The organism is Chimaeribacter coloradensis, from assembly GCF_002858715.1.
GTDB lineage: Bacteria > Pseudomonadota > Gammaproteobacteria > Enterobacterales > Enterobacteriaceae > Chimaeribacter > Chimaeribacter coloradensis.
The window spans coordinates 29,188-50,615 of sequence record NZ_PJZH01000005.1 but is presented as its reverse complement, the minus strand read 5'-3'; the positions used below and the strand labels follow the sequence as shown (position 1 = coordinate 50,615).

The window sequence follows — 21,428 nt, the reverse complement described above, 5'->3', positions numbered from 1 at the left end:
GACGTCATGAACAAACTCCTGTTTTCCCTGCTGCTGCTTCTGCTGCTGCCGGTGGCCCTGCTGGTCATCATCACGCCGCTCGACAGCGAAAAGCAGTACACCTTCGGGCTGATCGGCATCGCGACGCTGTTCCTGCTCGGCCTGAGCAAAAGCAAAAAAGTCAGCGTGATCATGGTGGTAATGTCAGTACTGACCTCCACCCGCTACATCTACTGGCGCGCCACCGAGACGCTGCACTTTAACTCCACCATTGAGGCGGTGCTCGGCATCGGCCTGTTCGTGGCGGAGCTGTACGTCTGGGTGATCCTGCTGCTGGGCTATTTGCAAACCACCTGGCCGCTGAAGCGCACCATCGAACCGCTGCCGGATGACATGAGCCTCTGGCCGACGGTGGACATCTATGTGCCGAGCTACAACGAAAGCCTCGACGTGGTGCGTGACACGGTGCTGGCGGCGCAGTGCATCGACTACCCGAAAGAGAAGCTGAAAATTTACCTGCTGGATGACGGCAAACGCGACGAGTTCGCGGTGTTCGCCGCCGATGCGGGCGTGGGCTACATCACCCGCAACGACAACCGCCACGCCAAAGCCGGTAACCTCAACCATGCGCTGACGCTCACCAAAGGCGAGCTGATCTGCATCTTTGACTGCGACCACGTCGCCACCCGCGCCTTTTTGCAGGCCACCGTCGGCAGCTTCCTGAAAGAGGAGCGGCTGGCGCTGCTGCAGACGCCGCACTACTTCTACTCGCCCGACCCGTTCGAGCGTAACCTCTCGGCGGCGCGCCATGTGCCGAACGAGGGCGCGCTGTTCTACGGCCCGGTTCAGCAGGGCAATGACAACTGGAACGCCACCTTCTTCTGCGGCTCCTGCGCGGTGATCCGCCGCGTGGCGCTGGAGGAGATCGGCGGCTTCGCGGTGGAAACTGTCACCGAAGATGCGCATACCGCGCTGAAAATGCAGCGCCTGGGCTGGAACTCCGCGTTTCTGGCGCTGCCGTTGGCGGCCGGGCTGGCCACTGAGCGCCTCGGCCTGCATGTGATCCAGCGTACCCGCTGGGCGCGCGGCATGACGCAGATTTTCCGCGTTGATAACCCGCTGTTCGGCCGCGGCCTGAGCTGGCCGCAGCGCCTCTGTTACCTCAACGCCATGCTCCACTTCCAGTACGGCCTGCCGCGGGTGATCTTCCTCACCGCGCCGATGGCCTACCTGCTGTTTAACCAGAACATTATTGCTTCGTCGGCTTCGATGATTTTCGCCTATATGCTGCCGCACCTGCTGATGTCGGTGTACATCAACTCACGGATGAACGGCCGCTACCGCTACGCCTTCTGGGGGGAGATCTACGAGACGGTGATGGCGTTCCACCTGGTGATCCCGACGCTGCTGACGCTGATTTCGCCGAAACACGGCAAGTTCAACGTCACCGACAAGGGCGGCCTGCTCGACAACGGCTTCTTTGACTTCAACATCGTCCGGCCGCACGTCATCGTGGTGGTGATGATGCTGGCCGGGATTGTGGCCGGCATCACCCGCGCCGTGGCGCATAACTATTTCGGCGTTGACCCGAAAGTAATGGCGCTCAACATCGGCTGGGGCTGCTTCAGCGTGCTGATCCTGCTGGCGGCGATTGCCGTGGCGAAAGAGACGCGCCAGGTGCGCAAAACCATCCGCATCGACGTGGCGCTGCCGGCGATTGTGCATTACGCCAGCGGCATCTCAGTGCGCACCACCACCGTGGACATGTCGATGGGCGGGGTGAAACTGGTCACGCCCGACGATCGCTACCAGCATGACGTGATCGAAGAGGTGGAGATCCTGCTGCAATCGGGCGCGGTCTGCATCCCGGTCAGCCTGATCGACGCCACGGAGAAGGTGATTCGCCTGCAATTTGGCGAGATGCCGCTCTCCCGCCGCCGCGAGCTGGTGCGGGTGGTGCTGGCGCGCGCCGACGCCTGGATCACGCCGCCGCACCCGAAAGACCGCCCGCTGCACTCGCTGATGGGCATCGTGCGCTGTGTGTTCGAGCTGTTCTACCACACCTGGAAAGAGCGCAAGGCACGCCGCCGCAGCGCCAGGGTGAACAAGGGTGAGGCTGCCTGATGACCCCTATCCGACTCCTGGCGGCATTGCGCCGCGCCCGCCCGTGGCTCGCCACCGGCCTCGCCCTGCTGCCGCTGGCCGTGGGCCAGGCGGAACCGGCCGCGCTGGATCTCTCCACCCTGCCGCGCCCGGCTGACAGCACGCCCCTGCCGCAGGCCGCTGCGCCTGAACCGGACGCGCCGGAGATCGCCGTGCCGGACGTGCCGGTGCCGCAGATCGCCCTGGCGCAGAATGTGACCACCCGCCTGACGCTGGCAGAGATGGGCCAGCCGCACGGCCTGACCCTGAGCGGCGGCCAGTTGCGTTCCGGCATCGTCTTTACCCTGCCGGCCGACCAGGTGATGACCAACGCCCGCCTGACGCTGGTGCTCAAGGTCTCCCCTGCCCTGCTGGCGCGCGACACCAGCCTGCAACTGATGCTCAACGGCCAGCCGCTCGGCGCGCTGCCGCTGACCGGGGACGGCAGCCGCGACAATGAGTACGAGCTGGAGATCCCGGCGGCGATGGTGGTCTCGCGCAACAACCTCAGTTTCGAGGTGCAGGACAGCAACACCATGCAATGCGAGCGCGACCAGTCCGATAAATACTGGGTCACGGTGCAGCCCACCACCCGGCTACACCTGGAGGGGCAACGGCTGAACATCGGCCGCGATCTCGGCCACTTCCCGCGCCCGTTCTTCGACCCGCTCCAGATGAATGCCTCACAGGTCAGCATGGTGTTCCCGGCGGCGCTGCAACCTGCGGAGGTCAGTGCGGCGGCCACCGTCGCCTCTTACCTCGGGATGCGTTCCGACTACCGCGGCATTGATTTCCCGGTGGTGGTAGACGGCCTGCCGGAACAGAACGGCATCGTGTTCGGTAAACCGGGTGACCGCATCGGCTCGCTGACGCTGCCCGCCACCCCCGGCCCGTTGTTGCAGGTGATCGACAACCCGCTCAACCCGGTCTACAAGCTGTTGCTGGTGCTGGGCAACGATGAGCGCCAGCTCCGCCAGGCCGCCTGGCGGCTGGTCAGCGCCCCGCTGCCGGAAGGCCAGAGCGCACTGGCAGTTACCACGCAGCCGATCCCGCCGCGCCTGCCTTACGACGCGCCGCGCTGGATCAACACCCGCGAGCCGGTCAGCCTGCGCAGCCTGGTGACGAATCAGGACGCACTGACCGCCAGCGGCATCTACCATGACGCCATCCACGTGGCGTTCCGTGCCGCGCCGGATCTCTTTATGTGGGACGGCGATACCATCCCGGTGCAGCTCGGTTACCGTTTCCCCACGGAAAACTGGATCGATGAAGACAACTCGCAGCTGAATATCTCGATCAACGGCACCTTCCTGCGCAACCTCACGGTGAACAAAAACGGGCTGGTGGAGAGCGCCTGGCGTTACCTCGGCGGTGATACCCGGCAGGAGAGCACCACGCTGCACCTGGCGCCCTACCTGATCTACGGCGACAACCAGCTGACCTTCTACTACGCCATTGCACCGAAGAAGGATGCGCCCTGCAACCTGCTGACCAGCAACAATATCAAGAGCCGGATCGATGACGACTCTTACATCGACCTGACGCACACCCACCACTTCTCGCAGCTGCCGAATCTCTCTTACTACGTCGGCGCCTCGTTCCCGTTCTCACGGCTGGCGGACTTCTCGCAGACGCTGCTGCTGCTGCCCGCCAGGCCGGGCGTGGCGGAGCTGCACACCCTGCTGGGGCTGATGGGCCGCGCCGGGAACGCCACCGGCGTGCCGGTGGCGCAGGTGCGGGTGGCGTTTGGCGTCCCGGGTGATGCCGGGGATCGTGACATCCTGGCGGTGGCCTCCCTGCACGATAACGCCTTTGCTGAGGCCCTGCTGGGCGGCACGCCGTTCCAGCCGGAAAACCACAGCCTGACGGTGCGCACGCCCGGCACCCCGGCGCGCCTGAAAGCCTGGGCCACCGGTGACTGGTTCCGCACACCGGTCGAAGCGGACCGCTACCTCTCCTCTACCCAGACGTGGCGCGGCTTTGCCAGCTTCCCCTCCCCCTGGGCGAAAAACCGCGTGGTGGTGCTGGCCACCGCCACCGATGACAGCGAGCTGCTGAAGCTTAATCAGGATCTGAACACCGCCGCGATCAACGCCGGGGTACGCGGCGATCTGGCCATCATCACCGATGAGAACGGCGTGCGCAGTTTCCGCGTCGGCCCGCAGTTCCCGGTCGGCCAGCTGCCCTGGTACCTGATGATTGTCTGGTACGCCAGCCAGCACATTGTGGTGCTGTCGCTGGTGACATTGCTGTTCGCTGCGGCGATCGGTTTGAGTATTTATGTGCTGCTGGCCCGCCATGCGGCACAGCGCCTGGCCCCGCACCGCGGTTCGGCCGGCAAGGACTTCCCTGATGAAAATGAGTAACCCGGTGGCGCGCCCGCTGCCTTTTCTGACCCCGTCACGCCTGCGCCTCGCCCTGTGGGCCGCCGGGCTGGCGGTGCTGCCGGTCACGGTGCAGGCCACCGACAGCAACCCGGCGCTGAAGGCGCTGTTCGATCAGGCCGCCTACTGGCATGAGAAAGCGCACGACGAGCTGGCGAAAGACGCGCTGCAAAAGGTGCTGATGGTGGAGGCCAACAACCCGGAGGCGCTCTACCTGATGTCGCTGTATGCGATGCAGGGCGGTGACAAGGCCACCGCCGCGCAGTGGCGGCAGAAGCTCAGCGCGGCCTCGCCGGGCGACCCGCGGCTGGACGCGCTCGACAACGCCGGGGCGGTGCAGGCGATCCCGCCGGTTCAGCTGGCGACGGCGCGGCAACTGGCCGCCAACGGCGCGGTGGGCCAGGCGCTGGAAGCGTACCGTAAGTTGTTCAGCGGCAGCGAGCCGCCGGAGAGCCTGGCGAACGAATATTACCTCACCATGGCCGGTGACCAGACGCTGCTGCCGCAGGCGATCGACGGCCTGAAGGCGCGCCTCAACGCCCGGCCGGCGGATGGCGCGGCGCGGCTGGCGCTGGGCAAAGCGATGAGCTATCAGGCTGCCACGCGCCGCGACGGCATCAGCCTGCTGGCCGGCCTTGCGGGCAAAAGCAGCGAGGCGGACAGCGCCCTGCGTCAGGCGCTGTTGTGGCTCACCCCGCAGCCGGAGGATCAGCCGCTCTATCAGGCTTACCAGCAGCGGCACCCGAACGACAGCGGCGTGATGGCCTATTTCCAGAAAAACGTCGGCGGCGCGGCCAAAGGCGAAGGCTTCACCGCCCTGAACAGCGGCAATATGCAGGATGCGCAGGCGAAGTTTGACGCGGTGCTGGCCACCAGCCCCAACGACGCCGACGCGCTGGCCGGGCTGGGCTACATCGCCCAGCGCAATGGGGATTTCGCCAAAGCAGACACCTATCTGACGCGCGCCGCCCAACAGGGCGGGCCGCACAGCGACGAGTGGCACGCCCAGGCGCAGGACGCCCGCTTCTATGCGGCGCTGGCCGACGCGAAACGCGCCGCGGCGGCGGGCGACACTGACCGGGCGCTCACCCTCTCCGCCCCGCTGACCACCGAAGCGGGTGACAAAGGGCTGGCGGCGGCGCTGTTCCGCGCCGACCTGTTGCGCCGCAGCGGCGACCTGACCGGGGCCGCGCAGCTCTACCGGGCGCTGCTGACCCGTGACAGCCAGAACAATGACGCCAAAGCGGGGCTGTACTATGTGCTGCGCCAGCAGGGCGACACCGCAGAGGCCAACGCGCTGTTGCAGAGCCTGCCTGCGTTACTGCGGCCGCGGGTACAGCCCGCCGGGGTCAACGTGGAGCCGCTGCGCCGCGAGGCAGCGGAAGCGGTGCAGGCCAATAACCCGCAGCGCGCCCTGACCCTGCTGCAACAGGCGCAGGAGAAGCAGCCGGACAACATCTGGGTGACGCTCGACCGGGCGCGCATCCTCACCAGTCTCGGCGACAGCGCCCAGGCGCAGGCACTGATGGCCCCGGCGGCGGCCCCCAACGCCCCGGCCGGGGCCACTTACGCCGCCGCGCTGTTTGCGTCTGAAAACGGCAACTGGCCGCAGGCCGACGCGCTGCTGGCGCGCATCCCGCCACGCAGCCGCACCGCCGCAATGCGCGGGCTGGCCGGGCGCACCCACTTCAACCGGCAGATGGCCGCCGCCAACGCCTACCTGCAAAGCGGTAACCTCACGGCTGCCGCCAACACCCTGCACGCGCTGGCACAAACGCCGCCCGACAGCCCGGCCGACAGCGGCGCGCTGGCGAAAGGGCTGCTGGCCGCAGGTGACGCCAGCGGCGCGGTGGCGCTGGTGCACCGGAACATGCAGCAGGGCGTGAAGGGCAATGCCGGGGATTACGCCGACCAGATCGCGGTGCTGAACGCCGCCGGGCTGGGCAGCGAAGCGGACGCCTGGCTCAGCAACCCGCAGGTTCAGGCGGGCAGCAGCCCGGCGCAGCTTAGCCGTCTGCGCACCGGCTTCGTGATCAACGAGGCTGACCGGCTGCGTGAGCAGGGGCAGAATGCCGCCGCCTACGACAAGCTGATCGTCGCGCTGCAAAACGACCCGCAGAACCGCGACCTGATGCTGGCGATGGCGCGGCTCTACCAGTCCGGCAAGATGAATAAAGAGGCGGGCAAGGTCTATGACTACCTGCTGAGCCGCGATACGCCGGCGCAGGAGGCGCGTGAAGGGGCGGTGGAGGTGGCGCTGGCCGACGGCGACGTGCCGCGCGCGCGCCGGTTAATGGGCGGTTTCACCGGGCCGCGCACCCCGCAGCGGCTGTTGCAGGCGGCGCGGGTGGCGGAAGCGGAAGGCGACCACGATCAGGCGCTGGCGCTGTTGCGTTCTGCCAAGGGCAAGATGATCGGGCTTGAGGGGGCGGGCGGCAGCGGCACACCAACCATCGCCGGGCTGGCGCTGGCCGATAACCCGTTTATCAACCGCACCACCCGCAGTACCCGCTCAGGCTCCGCCTACGGCAGTGTCTTGCCGTGGCAGCAGCCGGATGAAACCCTCAACAACGGGCAGATCCCCGGCGCGCCCGCCTCCCCGCTGCTGGCGCGCCAGAACACCACGCTGAAGCAGGTCAACGCGATGCTGGATGCATTGCAGGAGAAAAACGCCACCTGGGTACAGGGCGGCCTCTCGATCCGTGGGCGCGATGGCGAAAGCGGCCTCAGCCAGCTTACCGAAGCCAAAGCGCCGATGACCTTCTCCGCCGAGCCGTTTGACAGCGCGCGCGTCAGCTTCACCGCCACGCCGGTCTCCCTCAGCAGCGGCAGCAGCAGCGACACCGGCAACCGCCGCTTCGGCCAGGGCGCGCTGGCCCAGGCGCAATCCGTGAAGGAGACCGTCAGCGCCGCCGCCAAAGCCGCCGGACTGGATGCCGACAGCTACAGCTCGCTGGCGAAGCTGCAAACCGCGGCGGCCGCAGGCTATACCGCCAACTGCGCCACCGATGCCACCAGCGCGCGCTGCGCCGCCTACAGCACCATCACCGGTGCCGACCCCACCGCCTACAGCGCGCCGGAGTCGGGCAACCAGAACGGTTCCGGCGTGGAGCTGGCGCTGGCGGTGAGCGGCGACCACTACAAAGCGGACGTCGGCTCCACCCCGCTCGGCCAGGATCTCAACTCGCTGGTGGGCGGGGTGCAGTGGTCGCCGAAGGTAGGCGACTTTACCACCCTGACAGTCACCGCGGAGCGCCGCGCCGTCACGGACAGCCTGCTCTCTTACGTCGGCACTGAAGACACCTACAGCGGCAAAAAGTGGGGCCAGGTCACCAAAAACGGCGGCAGCCTCAGCCTCTCCTATGACGACGGCGACGCCGGGTTCTACGCCGGGGCGGGTTACTACAGCTACCTCGGTAACCACGTCGCCTCAAACCACGGGATCGAGGCCAATGCCGGGCTCTATGTGCGCCCTTACCGCGAAAGTGACCGTGAGCTGAAAACCGGCGTCAACGTCGGCTATATGGATTTCTCGAAAAACCTCAGCTACTTCAGCTACGGCCAGGGCGGCTACTTCAGCCCGCAGAACTATGTCAGCGTCGCCTTCCCGGTGGAGTACACGCAGAAGATGGATGACTGGGATCTGAAGCTGAATGCCTCGGCGGGCTACCAGTCCTACTCGAAAGACAAAAGCGCCTACTACCCGGATGACCCGGCGCTCCAGTCCCAGCTTGAATCGCTGGTGGCGGCCGGTTACGGCACCGAAGCCTACTACGCCGGCAGCAGCGAGAACGGCATCGGCTGGAACCTCGGGGCAGCGGGCAACTATCACCTGAACCGCAATATGATCGTCGGCGGGAAAGTGGGTTACGACACCTTTGGTGACTACAATGAAAGCAGGGCGGAGCTCTACTTCCGCTATCTGTTGGACAGGAAATAATGTGCAATGAATAACCTGATGCAAGACGCCCATACCCAGCAGCTCGCCTACCACCAGCGCCGCCAGCACCAGCCGGGCTGGCAGGATCTGGTGCAGACGCTGTTCTCCGGCATTCTGGCGACTGCCGAAGGCGAGGACGGCCACCAGTTCCTGCGTATGATGGGCGGCGATCTGGCGCGCCGCCACCCGCTGGCCGCCTGCCACACCGTCGGCGGGCTGGAAGACAGCCTCAACCAGTTGCTGGCGACGTTTGACTGGGGCGAAGTGACGCTGACGCCGGGCGAACGCGGCCTGACGCTGACGCACATCGCCTGGCCGGTTGCCCCGCAGGCTGACGCGGCGGGCTGGCAGGCGGCGTTCGCCGCGGTGCTGGAGGGTGCCTATGCCGCCTGGCTACAGGCGCAGGGCGGCCATGATCAGGTGCCGTTACGCTGGCAGGGGCCGAACCCGCAGCAAACCTTGTTGTTCCGCTACCAGAAGGGCCTCTGAGGCCGGTTTCCGGCCGCGCCCTTCCGGTGCGGCCTCTGTTTATAGGGATACCCGTTGATGATAAGTACACTACGCCGCATGGCGCTGATTTTCGGGCTGGCGCTCAGCCTGTTCTCTTCGCTGGCCTGTGCGCAGGGGGATGGCTGGGCGCAGTATAAAACGCGTTTCCTGATGCCGGACGGCCGGATCGTGGATACCGCCAACCGCAACGTCAGCCATACCGAAGGGCAGGGTTTCAGTATGCTGCTGGCGGTATTCAATGATGACCGCCCGACGTTTGACCGGCTGTGGAAATGGGCGGACAAAACCCTCTACCGCAAAGAGGTCGGTCTGTACGCCTGGCGGTATGACCCGAACGCCAAAGAGAAAGTGGCAGACAAGAACAACGCCTCCGACGGCGACACGCTGATGGCCTGGGCGCTGCTGCTGGCCGGTGACAAATGGCACAACACCGCGTACACCCGCGCCTCTGAGAGGTTGCAGGCGGCGATTGTGAAGCACAATGTCATTGAGTTCGCCGGGCATACGGTGATGCTGCCGGGCATTTACGGCTTTAACCACACCAGCACCATCACGCTCAACCCTTCTTATTTCCTCTTCCCGGCGTGGCAGGCGTTTTACCAACACAGCCACCTGAAGGTGTGGAAATCCCTGAATGATGACGGGCTGGCGCTGTTGAAAAAGATGAATTTCGGCAAAATCGGCCTGCCGACGGACTGGGTCACGATGCAGGCGGACGGCAGCGTGGCACCGGGCAACGGCTGGCCGCCGCGTTTCAGCTATGACGCGGTGCGCATCCCGCTCTACATCAGCTGGGCGGAGCCAGACTCCCCGGCGCTGCAGCCCTTTATCCGTTACTGGCAGGGCTACCCGCGTGAAAACACCCCGGCCTATATCGACGTGCAGAGCGGCGCGAAAGCAGAATACTCGCTCTCCCCCGGGATGCTGGCGATCCGCGACGTGACGCTCGGCAACGGCTTTGACGTCACCAACACCCTGACGCCGGATGACGGCTACTACTCCTCTGCCCTCCAGCAGCTCGCCTACTGGTCGATCCAAAAATAAGCCGCTGAAACAGATTAAAAAACCGGGGAAACCCGGTTTTTTTATGCGCGCAGGGCGGCGGCAAGGCGCTCCCCGGCGGCTGTCAGCCGATAGCGCTGCTGCGGGCTGCGCGGTGAGTCGGGGTGGCTCATGGCAATCCACCCGGCCGCCAGCGCCGGTTCCAGCACATTTTTGCGGAAGGTTGGCCGGTGCCGCAGCCCGGTTAACGGCATCAGTTCCGCGCTCTTTAGCGGCGGATTACGGTAAAGCGCCGTCAACAGGGCCGCGACAGGCGGGCTGATGCCGACGTCCGGCTCCACCACGCCATGAATTTCCCGCATCGCCTCCAGCAGGGCAGCGAGCATAAACTCAACAAAAGGGGTCGATTCCGCACATCGATCGGCTTCAGACAGCGCCCGGTAATACTCTTCCTGGCGCGCTTTAATCACTGACTCAACCGGCAGGAACTCAAACATCGGCTGCCACTGGCTCAATAACCGCGACTGCCACAGCCGCCCCATGCGACCGTTGCCATCGGCAAAGGGGTGGATAAATTCAAACTCATAGTGAAAAACACAACTGATAATGATCGGATGCACCGTCGCCGTCCGGCACCATGTCAGCAGGTCACGTATTAACAACGGCACCCGGTCGGCGGGCGGCGGCATATGGATCAACCTTTTATCACGATAGATCCCAACACCGCCCTGCCGGAAATGGCCGGGGTTATCGACCAGCCCATACATCAGCATGCCATGCGCCTGAAGCAGATGCGCCACCGAGTGCGGCTGCCACTGCGCCATTCGGGCGTAGGCAGAAAACGCATTGCGCACTTCCTGAATTTCATGCGGTAACCCCAATACCCGCTTTCCTTCCAGTACTGCCGTTACCTGCTCCAGCGAGAGCGTGTTGTTTTCAATCGCCAGCGAGGCCTGAATAGTCCGGATCTGGTTACCCCGGCGAAGCTGGGGGGTAAAGATATCGTGCTGCGATATTGACCAGCGCCCCAGCAGTTCACTGATGGCCGCGACCCGGTCAAGGATATCGGCCGTCAGGGTAAAGGGGGGCGTATAGCGCGCTGTCGGGCGATCTTTCATCATGGTCAAAGAGCATAAAAGAGGGAGGCTTTTACTCTACTTGATCGGTTACTTGTACGCTACTTGATCGGTGCGGCGGGGCGGGCATAAAAAAGGGCGCGGTTGCCCGCGCCCTGATGGGGGTGAAACGCCGTCAGCCGAGGGCCGGGGCGGGCTGTTTCGCCTTTTCCTGCTCGTCCTGATCCACGGCGAAGCAGGCGACCAGCTGGTCACCGTACTGCTTCAGCTGCGGTTGCTGCTGCGGGCAGACGTGGAACGCGCGGCGGCAGCGGGCGTTGAAGGCGCAGCCCGGCGGCGGGTTGAGCGGGCTGGGGAGCTCACCGGTGAGCTTGATGCGCTCGCGGCGCTGGTCCGGGTTGAGGCGCGGTGTGGCAGAGAGCAGCGCCTGCGTATAGGGGTGGCGCGGGTTGTTGAAGATCGCCTCTTTGGTGCCCTTCTCCACACAGCGGCCGAGGTACATCACCATCACCTCATCGGCGATGTGCTCCACCACCGACAGGTCGTGCGAAATAAAGACATACGACAGCCCCAGCTCCTGTTGCAGGTCCATCATCAGGTTCAGTACCTGCGCACGCACTGACACGTCCAGCGCGGAGACCGGCTCATCGGCGATCACCACATCCGGGTTGAGCATCAGCCCGCGCGCGATGGCGATACGCTGGCGCTGGCCGCCGGAGAACATGTGCGGGTAGCGGTCGTAGTGCTCGGTTTTCAGGCCGACTTTCGCCATCATCGCCAGCGCCTTTTCCCGCCGCTCGGCACCGCTCAGCGTGGTGTTGATCAGCAATGGCTCCTCGAGGATCTGCCCCACTTTTTTGCGTGGGTTCAGCGAGCCGTAAGGGTTCTGGAAGACGATCTGAATCTTTTGGCGGCGCAGCTTTTCAGAGGTTTCGTCCGGTTTCAGCAGATCCTGCCCCTGGAAGTAAAGCTCGCCGCCGGTGGGGATTTCAATCATCGTCAGCAAACGGCCCAGGGTGGATTTGCCGCAGCCGGACTCGCCGACTACCGCCAGCGTTTTGCCGCGCTCCAGCGTGAACGAGACGCCGTCGAGCGCTTTTACCATCCGCTCCGGGGCGAACAGCCCTTTCTTCACCGGGTAGTGTTTTTTCAGGTCAATCGCCTGTAACAGCGGCGCATTAGTGGTCATAGGTCGGTCTCCCGGCATCATCAAGCGGGTAATGGCATTTGGACTGGCGGCCCGGGATCTGGCGTAACGCCGGTTCCACGGCGCGGCAGTGATCGGTGGCGTAGGGGCAGCGCGGGTTGAGCAGGCAGCCGGTCGGGCGGTCATATTTGCCCGGCACCACGCCCGGCAGCGACGCGAGACGCGCCTTGTCGGTGGAGAACTCCGGCAGCGCACGCAGCAGCGCCTGGGTGTAAGGGTGGCGCGGCGCGCGGAAGATCTCCTCAGCTTTGCCCACTTCCACCACCTGCCCGGCATACATCACGATGATCTGGTGCGCGGACTCCGCCACCAGCGCCAGGTCGTGGGTGATCAGGATCAGCGCCATGTTCTCGCGCTGTTGCAGCTCCAGCAGCAGCTCAATGATCTGCGCCTGGATGGTCACGTCGAGCGCGGTGGTCGGCTCATCGGCAATCAGCAGTTGCGGGCGGCAGGCGATCGCCATCGCGATCATCACGCGCTGGCTCATGCCGCCGGAGAGCTGGTGCGGGTAGACGTCCAGCCGCGAGGCCGGGTCAGGAATGCCCACCTGCGTCAGCAGGTCGATGGTGCGCTGGCGGCGGGTTTTCTTATTGCCGCCCTGGTGCACTTTCAGCGCTTCCATGATCTGGTAGCCCACGGTGTAGCACGGGTTAAGGCTGGTCATCGGGTCCTGGAAGATCATCGCCACGTCGGAGCCCACCAGCTGGCGGCGCTCTTTTTCGCTGATCTGTTGCAGGTCACGGCCGTTGAACTCCAGCCGTTCCGCCATCACGCGGCCGGGGAAATCAATCAGCCCCATGATCGCCAGGGAACTCACCGACTTACCGGAGCCGGACTCGCCGACAATCCCGAGCACTTCGCCCTGTTTCACCTGATAACTGATACGGTCAACGGCGCGGAACGGCGCGGTTTTCTCACCGAAATGCACCGACAGCTGATCCACGGTCAGCAGGGTTTTGTTCGCCGCAGACGTTTTACCGGACGCGGCAGGCGCTGTGCGCGCCTCAATAGGGGTTTCTGTTGCAGACATCTCGCGTCCTCTTACTGCTTGAGTTTGGGGTCGAGGGCATCACGCAGGCCATCCCCCATCAGGTTAAATGCCAGTACCGTCAGCAGGATCACCAGCCCCGGGAAGGTCACGACCCACCAGGCGCTCTGGGCAAACTGCAACACATCGGACAGCATGGTGCCCCACTCAGGCGTCGGGGGCTGTGCGCCCATGCCGAGGAAGCCGAGCGCCGCCATGTCCAGGATGGCGTTGGAGAAGCCCAGCGACGCCTGCACGATCAGCGGTGCCAGGCAGTTGGGCAGGATGTTGACGAACATCTGGCGCATCGCGCCCGCGCCCGCCACCCGCGAGGCGGTGACGTAGTCGCGGTTGACCTCCACCAGCACCGCCGCGCGCGTCAGGCGCACATAGTGCGGCAGCGCCACAAAGGTCAGCGCCAGCGAGGCGTTGACAATCGACGGGCCGAAGATCGCCACCAGCACCAGCGCCAGCAGCAGGCTCGGCAGCGCCAGCATGATGTCCACCACGCGCATGATGATGATGTCAGTCATGCCGCCGAAGTACCCGGCCAGCAGGCCGAGCACCACGCCCATCAGCAGGGAGAGCACCACCACCAGGCAGCCCACCAGCAGCGAGAGCCGTGCGCCGTACATCAGGCGCGAGAGGATGTCGCGGCCGACGTCATCGGTACCGAGCAGGAATTTCCAGCTGCCGCCCTCCTGCCAGACCGGCGGCTTCAGCAGCGCGTCACGGAACTGTTCCGCCGGGGCGTGCGGGGCGAGGAACCCGGCGCCAATCGCCAGGATCAGCATGATGATGATGTAGACCAGCCCCACCACCGCCCCTTTGTTGCGTTTAAAGTAGTGCCAGAACTCCTGCATCGGGGTCATGGGCACCGGCGCGGTGCTGCGCTGGGATTCTGTGCCGACCGGCTCACTGATTTGAGACATGTGCGCCCCCCTTATTTCTTGTGTCGGATACGGGGGTTAACCACGCCGTAGAGCAGATCTACCAGCAGGTTAACCAGAATAATCAGGGTCGCGATCAGCAGCACCCCACCCTGCACCACCGGGTAATCCCGCCGTTGCAGGGCGTCGATCAGCCAGCGGCCCAGCCCCGGCCAGGAGAAAATGGTCTCCGTCAGGATCGCACCGGCCAGCAGCGTACCGACCTGGAGGCCGATCACCGTGACCACCGGCAGCATGGCGTTGCGCAGCGCATGGACGATGATCACCCGCATCCGGCTGACGCCCTTGGCGCGCGCGGTGCGGATGTAGTCTTCGCCCAGCACCTCCAGCATCGAGGAGCGGGTCATGCGCACAATCACCGCCAGCGGAATGGTGCCGAGCACAATCGCCGGCAGGATCATGTGCATCACGGCGTCTTTGAAGTCACCCGGCTCGCCCCAGAAGAAGGTGTCGATCAGCATAAAGCCGGTGAGCGGCAGGGTGTCATCCAGGAACACGGTGTCGCTGATGCGGCCGGAGACCGGCGTCAGGTTCAGCTGCACCGAGACCAGCATCACCAGCATGATGCCCCACCAGAAGATCGGCATCGAATAGCCGGTGAGCGAGATGCCCACGGCGGTGTGGTCGAAGATAGAGCCGCGCTTCACCGCGGCCAGCACGCCGACCGGGATGCCCACCGCCACCGCAAACAGCATGGCGCAGATACCCAGCTCCAGCGTGGCGAGGAAACGCGGGATGAACTCATCCCAGACCGGGATGCGGCTTTTCAGCGAGATGCCGAGGTCGCCCTGGAGCACCCCGCCGATGTAGTGGAAGTACTGCTGGTACATGGGCTTATCCAGCCCCATCTCAGCCATCAGTTGCGCGTGGCGCTCGGCGGAGATGCCGCGCTCACCGGCCATGATGGTCACCGGGTCACCGGGGATCAGGTGGACGAACGCAAAGGTCAGCAGGGTGATACCGATAAACGTTGGGATAACCAGCCCCAAACGCCGGAGTATGAACTGAAACATAACCCGAACTCTCTGTATAAAATGCCCGGAGAACCGTAGCTCGCCGGGCTTATTTAAGGCTCACATCTGAATCGGGCGCAGCGGAAACCGCGCCCCAACAGCTCACAGTGGTAATGTATCGATCCATCGACAGGGGCCGGGCAGCGCCGGCCGGATTCCGTGACGGCACAGGCCGGGAACCTGTGCCGGATGCCGGGGCGGCATCACTCCATGGAGACGTTCTCGAAGTGGTGTTTGCCCAGCGGGTCAACGACGTAGCCTTTCACCTCTTTGCGCACCGGCTCATAGACGGTGGAGTGGGCGATGATCAGCGCCGGGGCCTGGTCATGCATCACGACCTGCGCCTGTTTGTAGTACTCGATGCGCTTGTTGTGATCCGATTCGGCGCGGGCCGGCTGGATCTGGTCTTCAAACGGCTTGTAGCACCATTTGGAGTAGTTCGAGCCTTGCTCCGCCGCGTCACAGCTGAACAGGGTGGCGAAGAAGTTGTCCGGGTCCCCGTTGTCGCCGGTCCAGCCCATCATCACCGTCTGGTGTTCGCCCGCTTTAGCGCGTTTCAGGTATTCGCCCCACTCGTAGGTCACGATGTTGGCTTTCACGCCGATTTTCGCCCAGTCAGACTGGATCAGCTCCGCCATGCGGCGGGCGTTCGGGTTATAGGGGCGCTGCACCGGCATCGCCCAGAGGTCGATGCTGAAGCCGTCCGCCATGCCCGCCTCTTTCAGCAGCGCCTTGGCCTGCTCCGGGTTGTACTCATAATCTTTGACGTCGTCGTTGTAGCTCCACATGGTCGGCGGGATCAGGTTTTTGGCGGCCTGGCCGGCACCCTGGTAAACCGCGTCGATGATCGCTTTCTTGTTCACCGCCATGCTCAGCGCCTGACGCACTTTTACATTATCCAGCGGTTTTTTCTGCACGTTGTAGGAGAGATAGCCGACGTTCAGGCCCGGTTGCTGCATCAGGTTAATGGCGCTGTCTTTCTTCATCGCCGCGATGTCAGCCGGGTTCGGGTATGGCATCACCTGGCACTCGTTTTTCTGCAGTTTCGCATAACGCACGGAGGCGTCCGGCGTGATGGAGAAGACCAGGCGGTCAATTTTCGGCTTGGTGCCCCAGAAGCCGTCAAAGGCTTTGTAGAGGATGCGCGAATCTTTCTGGTACTGGAGCAGCTGGAACGGGCCGGTGCCGACCGGGTTCAGGTCGATCTTCTCCGGTGTGCCGGCTTTCAGCATGTTGTCGGCATACTCTGCGGACATGATCGACGCGAAGTCCATCGCCATATCGGCCAGGAACGGCGACTCCGGGCGGGTCAGCACGAAGCGCACGGTGTAGTCGTCCACTTTCTCAATCTTGCTGATCAGGTCCGGCATGCCCATGCCCTGGAAGTACTCATAGCTGCCGCCGGAGACTTTGTGGTACGGGTTGGCCTCATCCTTCTGGCGGTTGAAGGAGAAGAGCACGTCGTCAGCGTTGAATTCACGCGATGGCTTGAACTCTTTGCTGCTCTGCCACTTCACACCCTTACGCAGGTGGAAGGTGTAGGTTTTGCCGTCTTCACTGATTTCCCACTTCTCGGCCAGGCCGGGCTGGATCTCGGTGGTGCCGATTTTGAACTCGACCAGCCGGTTATAGATCGGCACGGAGCTGGCGTCATAGGTGGTGCCGGAGGTGAACAGCTGTGGGTTAAAGCCTTCGGGCGATCCTTCTGAGCAATAAACCAATGTCTTGGCCTGAACACCGGCCGCGACAGACAGCGCAATCAGGCCCATGCTGAACTTCAGGATGCCTGCTTTTCCCAGGGAGATTCTCATCGCGTGACTCCATAGATTGTGATGTGGTGTTGTGTGTTATTTGTACAAGCCGGCCTGTAATGTTTTTGTCGGTGGCCGGTTGCGGCTGACGCCGGGAGGCGTCTGAAGGAATACGGTGCGGGTGCCGGTGAAAGCGTTTACCGGCGTGCCCGGGTGCGTGGAATTCACCCGAACTATCCTCTGGTCATACCCCTGAGGCTACCAATTTGGCAACTGTTTGGGGTGACGTCAATATAACCAACGGGCATTTACACAGAGTGTGAGAAACAGCAAACAAACATAAAAAAAACCATTTTCTAACATATTCAGGATTAAATAATGAACAGGGATAATTTGCAGGCGAATCATCCCGCTGTAACAGTTTGTCTTCAGATGTTTCCACCGTTAAAAAACGAAAAAACTTTCTGGCCGAATGGCGATAATCTGAGCGCTTATCGCCGTGAAGTGCAGGAAAATCAGCTTAAAATGCTGGCGTTTAACCCGAAAGGGGGAGCCTTTTTACCATAAGCTGCGCCTATGGCCGGGAGATCCGCCGCGTAACGAAAAAACGTCTCATTTCGGGTTGGTTATTTTTTACCGGACAATATGCTGGTTCCCTGCCCTGCCGTCAGGTTAAAGGCGCTGTGGTGCTTTGCCTTTTCCCACCCGCGAAACGGGCCACCACCGGGACAGCGCGCTGCATTCACATTTTTTAAAACTTTAAAGCCGCTGAAAAACAGCAGGTTATCCCGCCAACCCGCCTCCCGGCACTGAGAATTTCCTGTGATTTGCTAGGCTTAAACCACATGTAAATTGCAGGGCGACACGCCCATCACCCCAGAAAGGAGGCAACATGCAACGATTCAGCAAAAAAGTCGTGGTCATCACAGGTGCCGGTTCCGGCATTGGCGAATTCACTGCTAAACGGTTTGCCGCTGAGGGGGCATCCGTGGTGCTGGTAGGCCGCACGGAAGAGAAATTGCAGAAAACCCTGGGCGCGCTGGAAGGCGGCGACCATCTGGTGCGCCCGACGGATATGTCAAAAGCGGAGGAGGTCGAGCAGCTGGCGGCAGACGTGCTGGCGAAGTATGGCCGGGTGGATGTGGTAGTGAATGACGCCGGTGTGGCCGCACAGGGCAAAGTGCATGAAGGGGCGTATGAAGATTGGGAAAAAGCGATCAAGATCGACCTGTACGGCGTGTTCCACAGCTGCCGCTACTTTATGCCGGCGCTGATCAAAAGCCAGGGCAACATCGTGAACGTCTCTTCGGTTTCCGGCATCGGCGGCGACTGGGGCATGAGCTTCTATAATGCAGCGAAAGGCGGCGTGACCAACTTCACCCGTTCGCTGGCGATGGACCACGGGGCCGATAACGTCCGCGTTAATGCGGTCTGCCCCGGCCTCATCATCACGCCGATGGCAGAGGACATTAAAAAGAATGAGCCGCTGCTGGAGGAGTTCCGCAAACGCACCCCGCTGGGCCGCCCCGGCGAGCCGGAAGAGGTTGCAGCGGTGATCGCCTTCCTCGCCAGCGACGACGCGCGCTACATCACCGGGGTTAACCTGCCGGTCGATGGCGGCATTACCGCCTCGAATGGCCAGCCGAAACAGGCGTAAAAAAATAACAAATAACAAGGCTGCCTGCGGGCGGCCTTTTTTATTTCCTCTCCAGAGAATCATTTCTTTAAATATAATTCTTTCGCAAATTATTTTAATTAAAAGCTCTCGTGACGGGTTCGGTTACGCTTATTACCCACAAAGTAAAATTGTTTATTCGGCAACGAATTACCTTTATTAAAACGACAAAAAAATATCAATAACGAAAAGAGGCGAAAGGAAAAGAATAAGGCGTACACTGCGCGGCGGGTGCTTAAGGCTGTCTGGCTTAAGCATCGGTCAGGCAGAGAAAAGCCCCACGTGATTTTCACCAACGTGGGGCTAACACTCCACACCCGAACAATGTGGATGTTAGCCTCTTAACCGCCGTAAGGCAATGGAGGGAACTGATATGCTGCATAAATTTAATACGGGGATTTTTATGGTGTGTTTTACCATCCTGGTTTTTACCTGGCTGGTACGTGATTCACTTTGTGAATTACAAATCACTATGGGAACCACCACGCTTGCAGCGGTATTAGCCTACGAAGTTAAACGTTAAGAGCAACGGCGGGGCGGCAGAGTGCCCCGCTGATTGAGCATTGTCAGGCCGGGCCTTCAGCACCCGTTTTTATTCAGCATGCCATGACTGCGCGCACCAGGCGGAAAGCTGGATTTCAGGCAATAAAAAACCCGCTAACCAGAGGTTGCGGGTTTTTTATTTCACGGGTCGGGAACCGTGATGCAGAATTTGGTCGGTGAGAGAGGATTCGAACCTCCGACCCCTTCGTCCCGAACGAAGTGCGCTACCAGGCTGCGCCACTCACCGAGAGTGCGGGCGCATCTTACTGCCGCTGCGCCTTTACCGTCAATCCCTTTTTTCTGTCCTTTTCATCAACTGTTTATTTATTCAACAGCCCGGCAGTTACGCCTTGCCGGGCAGGTGGCACCAGTTGTTTTTCTGATTGATGCCGCCATCCGGGGAGGTAAAGCCCAGGCAGCCCAGGATCGAATCATAGAGTTCAGTATGGCGGTGGGTTTCGCCTATGCGCTGCTGCGCCTGAAGCTGTTCAAAGGCGCTGCGGTGCTCCGGCTGGGAGAGGAATTTATCCGAAGCCCAGACCATCAGCGGCACGCGGAACTGCTCCGGCGGTGCCATTTCACGCGGTGTGCCGTGGAAATGGTAGTTCTCGTCGATCGATTCCCCGTGGTCAGCGGCATAGAACACCAGCGCTTTCTTGTCACGCACCTGATCGATGACGTTATCGATAAAGCTGTCAGTGTAGAGCACGCTGTTATCGAAGGCGTTAATCAGCTGCTGCTTGCTACAGGACTGGTCCACCCCCATGCACTCCGGCGTGTAGCGCGCATACTCACGCGGGTAACGCTGGGAGTAGAGGTAGTGTGACCCTTTGGTGTGCAGCACAATCAGGTGCTTGCCGGTGGGGTAACGTTTCAGCGACTCGTGCATCTCATTCACCAGCAGCATGTCGTCCACCGGTTTACCATCGTTGCGTTTTTCAGAGGCGATAAGCTCACGGAACGAGAAGTTGTTGGGGTTGGTGTTGTTGTAGAACCAGACCTCGCTCTGCATGGCGAACAGCTCGGAGGTAAAGCCCAGTGACCGCAGCACCGCAAACACGTTCTGCTCTTTCAGGGTGCGCTGCGGGTTATCTTCCACCCCGCCCTCACGCACGAACATGCAGCGCAGTGACAGCTTGGTAGCGGTGTCGCACGAGGTGCCCTTGAATGCCACCAGGTTCTTCTCTTTCGACAGGCGCGGCGTGGTGTCGCGGTTGTAGCCGAGCATCCCCATGTGGTCCCAGCGGGTGGTTTCACCGATGATAAACACCACGTAGGTGTCATCGATACCGGCCGGCGGGATGTAGGTGAATTTTTTGGCCGGGTCAGCCAGATCTTCGGCGTCCTGGCTTTCGTCATACTGGGTGTAGGCGAACAGGCCGAGCGCCGCCAGCCAGTTGGACGGCAGATAAGAGTGCGCCACCACGCCGCCGTAGCTCGGCATGTCGATGTTGGTGACTTTCTCATTGGCGGACTGCTCCATATCCAGCAGGCGCAGCGGCAGCCAGACCAGCAGCCCGACGCCCAGCAGCACCGCCACCGGCTTAATGCGGTGCCCCGGCGTTTTGATCTGCTCAATCAGGGTAAAGCTGAGGTTATTTTTCCAGATCAGCAGCAGCGGCAGGGCGCTGACCACCGCCATCCACAGGATGAAGTGGTAACCAATCACCTCTTTCGACAGGTCCACATCGGTGGTCATCACCGAGACGATAATGCCGTACCCAATCACCACATTGAAAAAGGTCATGTAGTAGCTGGCCGCTACCGACACCAGCACCAGCAGCGACGCAATAAAACGGTAAAACAGCTTGCCGCCGAGTGACACCATGCGCATGACGAAGAAGGTAAAAAGCACAATGGCAATCACTTCCGTCACGGCGGAGATGAGTTGTAAAGTATGGATGCCCTGGGTGAAGGTATCAAAACGACGATAAAAAACGGAAAAATTCAGGAAAATGCCGATATAAATCGCTAACAAGAGAGAAAGATTTTGTTGCGATAGAGTTTTAACTCTATTCATGTACTGTCTGAACCCCGGTCCGGTAAAAGCAATCTGAAACAATCAGACATTATTGATCAAATGTGGTTCATTTAGCTGCTGAATAATTGATTAATCTTGCAACAATTCAAGAAAAGTCTGAGCGAAAAACCTCGAAAACGCCGGAAAAGGATATGAAAACAGGCGGTTGATAAAAAAAGAGGGGCAACCCCTCTTTTTTATTAACACAC

Annotated in this window: 15 protein-coding genes and 1 tRNA gene; 8 read left to right on the top strand and 8 right to left on the bottom strand. The window is 61.9% G+C overall.

Features of this window, described 5'->3' with window-relative positions:
* Window positions 1-6 precede the first annotated feature (6 nt).
* Genes bcsA through CYR32_RS07665 form a run of 5 tightly spaced genes read left to right on the top strand, consistent with a single transcriptional unit; the run spans window position 7 to window position 9,999 of the window.
* Window positions 7-2,103, top strand: a complete 2,097-nt coding sequence (gene bcsA, locus CYR32_RS07685; RefSeq protein ID WP_101823805.1) for a UDP-forming cellulose synthase catalytic subunit — start codon at window positions 7-9, stop codon at window positions 2,101-2,103.
* Window positions 2,103-4,487, top strand: coding sequence for a cellulose biosynthesis cyclic di-GMP-binding regulatory protein BcsB (gene bcsB, locus CYR32_RS07680; protein ID WP_101823804.1), 2,385 nt, complete (start codon window positions 2,103-2,105; stop codon window positions 4,485-4,487). Before bcsA ends, bcsB begins: the two co-directional genes overlap by 1 nt.
* Entirely contained in the window at window positions 4,474-8,445 is a 3,972-nt protein-coding gene (locus CYR32_RS07675; protein WP_241523780.1) for a cellulose biosynthesis protein BcsC, read from the top strand. Before bcsB ends, CYR32_RS07675 begins: the two co-directional genes overlap by 14 nt.
* A 6-nt stretch (window positions 8,446-8,451) precedes the next feature.
* Entirely contained in the window at window positions 8,452-8,934 is a 483-nt protein-coding gene (bcsD, locus tag CYR32_RS07670) for a cellulose biosynthesis protein BcsD (protein WP_241523779.1), read from the top strand.
* Window positions 8,935-8,991: 57 nt separating this feature from the next.
* On the top strand, window positions 8,992-9,999 hold the full coding sequence (locus CYR32_RS07665; RefSeq protein WP_175578809.1) for a family 8 glycosyl hydrolase: 1,008 nt from the start codon (window positions 8,992-8,994) through the stop codon (window positions 9,997-9,999).
* Window positions 10,000-10,040: 41 nt separating this feature from the next.
* On the opposite strand, the gene CYR32_RS07660 is transcribed toward CYR32_RS07665, so the two are convergent.
* The 6 genes from CYR32_RS07660 to dppA all read right to left on the bottom strand — a co-directional run bounded on the left by CYR32_RS07660 (window position 10,041) and on the right by dppA (window position 17,041).
* Window positions 10,041-11,078 carry a Fic family protein gene (locus CYR32_RS07660; RefSeq protein ID WP_206602444.1) on the bottom strand — a complete coding sequence of 346 codons (1,038 nt, stop codon included), beginning with the start codon at window positions 11,076-11,078 and terminating at the stop codon, window positions 10,041-10,043.
* A 130-nt stretch (window positions 11,079-11,208) separates the two neighbouring features.
* Window positions 11,209-12,222, bottom strand: coding sequence for a dipeptide ABC transporter ATP-binding subunit DppF (gene dppF / locus CYR32_RS07655; RefSeq protein WP_101823803.1), 1,014 nt, complete (start codon window positions 12,220-12,222; stop codon window positions 11,209-11,211).
* A complete protein-coding gene (gene dppD, locus CYR32_RS07650; protein WP_101823802.1) occupies window positions 12,212-13,270 on the bottom strand; it encodes a dipeptide ABC transporter ATP-binding protein in 1,059 nt (352 codons plus the stop codon). The genes dppF and dppD overlap by 11 nt, the downstream gene beginning before the upstream one ends.
* Window positions 13,271-13,281: 11 nt before the next feature.
* The gene (gene dppC / locus CYR32_RS07645) at window positions 13,282-14,199 is read right to left on the bottom strand and encodes a dipeptide ABC transporter permease DppC (RefSeq protein ID WP_101823801.1); all 918 of its coding nucleotides are present in this window, start codon (window positions 14,197-14,199) and stop codon (window positions 13,282-13,284) included.
* An 11-nt stretch (window positions 14,200-14,210) separates the two neighbouring features.
* Window positions 14,211-15,230 (bottom strand): dipeptide ABC transporter permease DppB, encoded by a 1,020-nt coding sequence (dppB, locus tag CYR32_RS07640; RefSeq protein ID WP_101823800.1) that lies wholly within the window; start codon window positions 15,228-15,230, stop codon window positions 14,211-14,213.
* 203 nt (window positions 15,231-15,433) lie between these two features.
* Window positions 15,434-17,041, bottom strand: a complete 1,608-nt coding sequence (gene dppA / locus CYR32_RS07635) for a dipeptide ABC transporter periplasmic-binding protein DppA (protein WP_101823799.1) — start codon at window positions 17,039-17,041, stop codon at window positions 15,434-15,436.
* A 318-nt stretch (window positions 17,042-17,359) separates the two neighbouring features.
* Here dppA and CYR32_RS21375 point away from each other — a divergent pair, with 318 nt between their 5' ends.
* From CYR32_RS21375 to CYR32_RS07625, 3 genes are all read left to right on the top strand, one after another.
* The gene (locus CYR32_RS21375; protein WP_146000678.1) at window positions 17,360-17,548 is read left to right on the top strand and encodes a hypothetical protein; all 189 of its coding nucleotides are present in this window, start codon (window positions 17,360-17,362) and stop codon (window positions 17,546-17,548) included.
* Between the two features lie 325 nt (window positions 17,549-17,873).
* A complete protein-coding gene (gene budC / locus CYR32_RS07630; protein WP_101823798.1) occupies window positions 17,874-18,638 on the top strand; it encodes a meso-2,3-butanediol dehydrogenase in 765 nt (254 codons plus the stop codon).
* Between the two features lie 391 nt (window positions 18,639-19,029).
* A complete protein-coding gene (locus tag CYR32_RS07625) occupies window positions 19,030-19,179 on the top strand; it encodes a Hok/Gef family protein (protein WP_101823797.1) in 150 nt (49 codons plus the stop codon).
* A gap of 190 nt (window positions 19,180-19,369) precedes the next feature.
* Here the strand turns inward: CYR32_RS07625 and CYR32_RS07620 are convergent.
* Window positions 19,370-19,446: transfer RNA gene (locus CYR32_RS07620), tRNA-Pro, on the bottom strand.
* 96 nt (window positions 19,447-19,542) lie between these two features.
* Entirely contained in the window at window positions 19,543-21,219 is a 1,677-nt protein-coding gene (eptB, locus tag CYR32_RS07615) for a kdo(2)-lipid A phosphoethanolamine 7''-transferase (protein ID WP_101823796.1), read from the bottom strand.
* Between the last annotated feature and the right edge of the window lie 209 nt (window positions 21,220-21,428).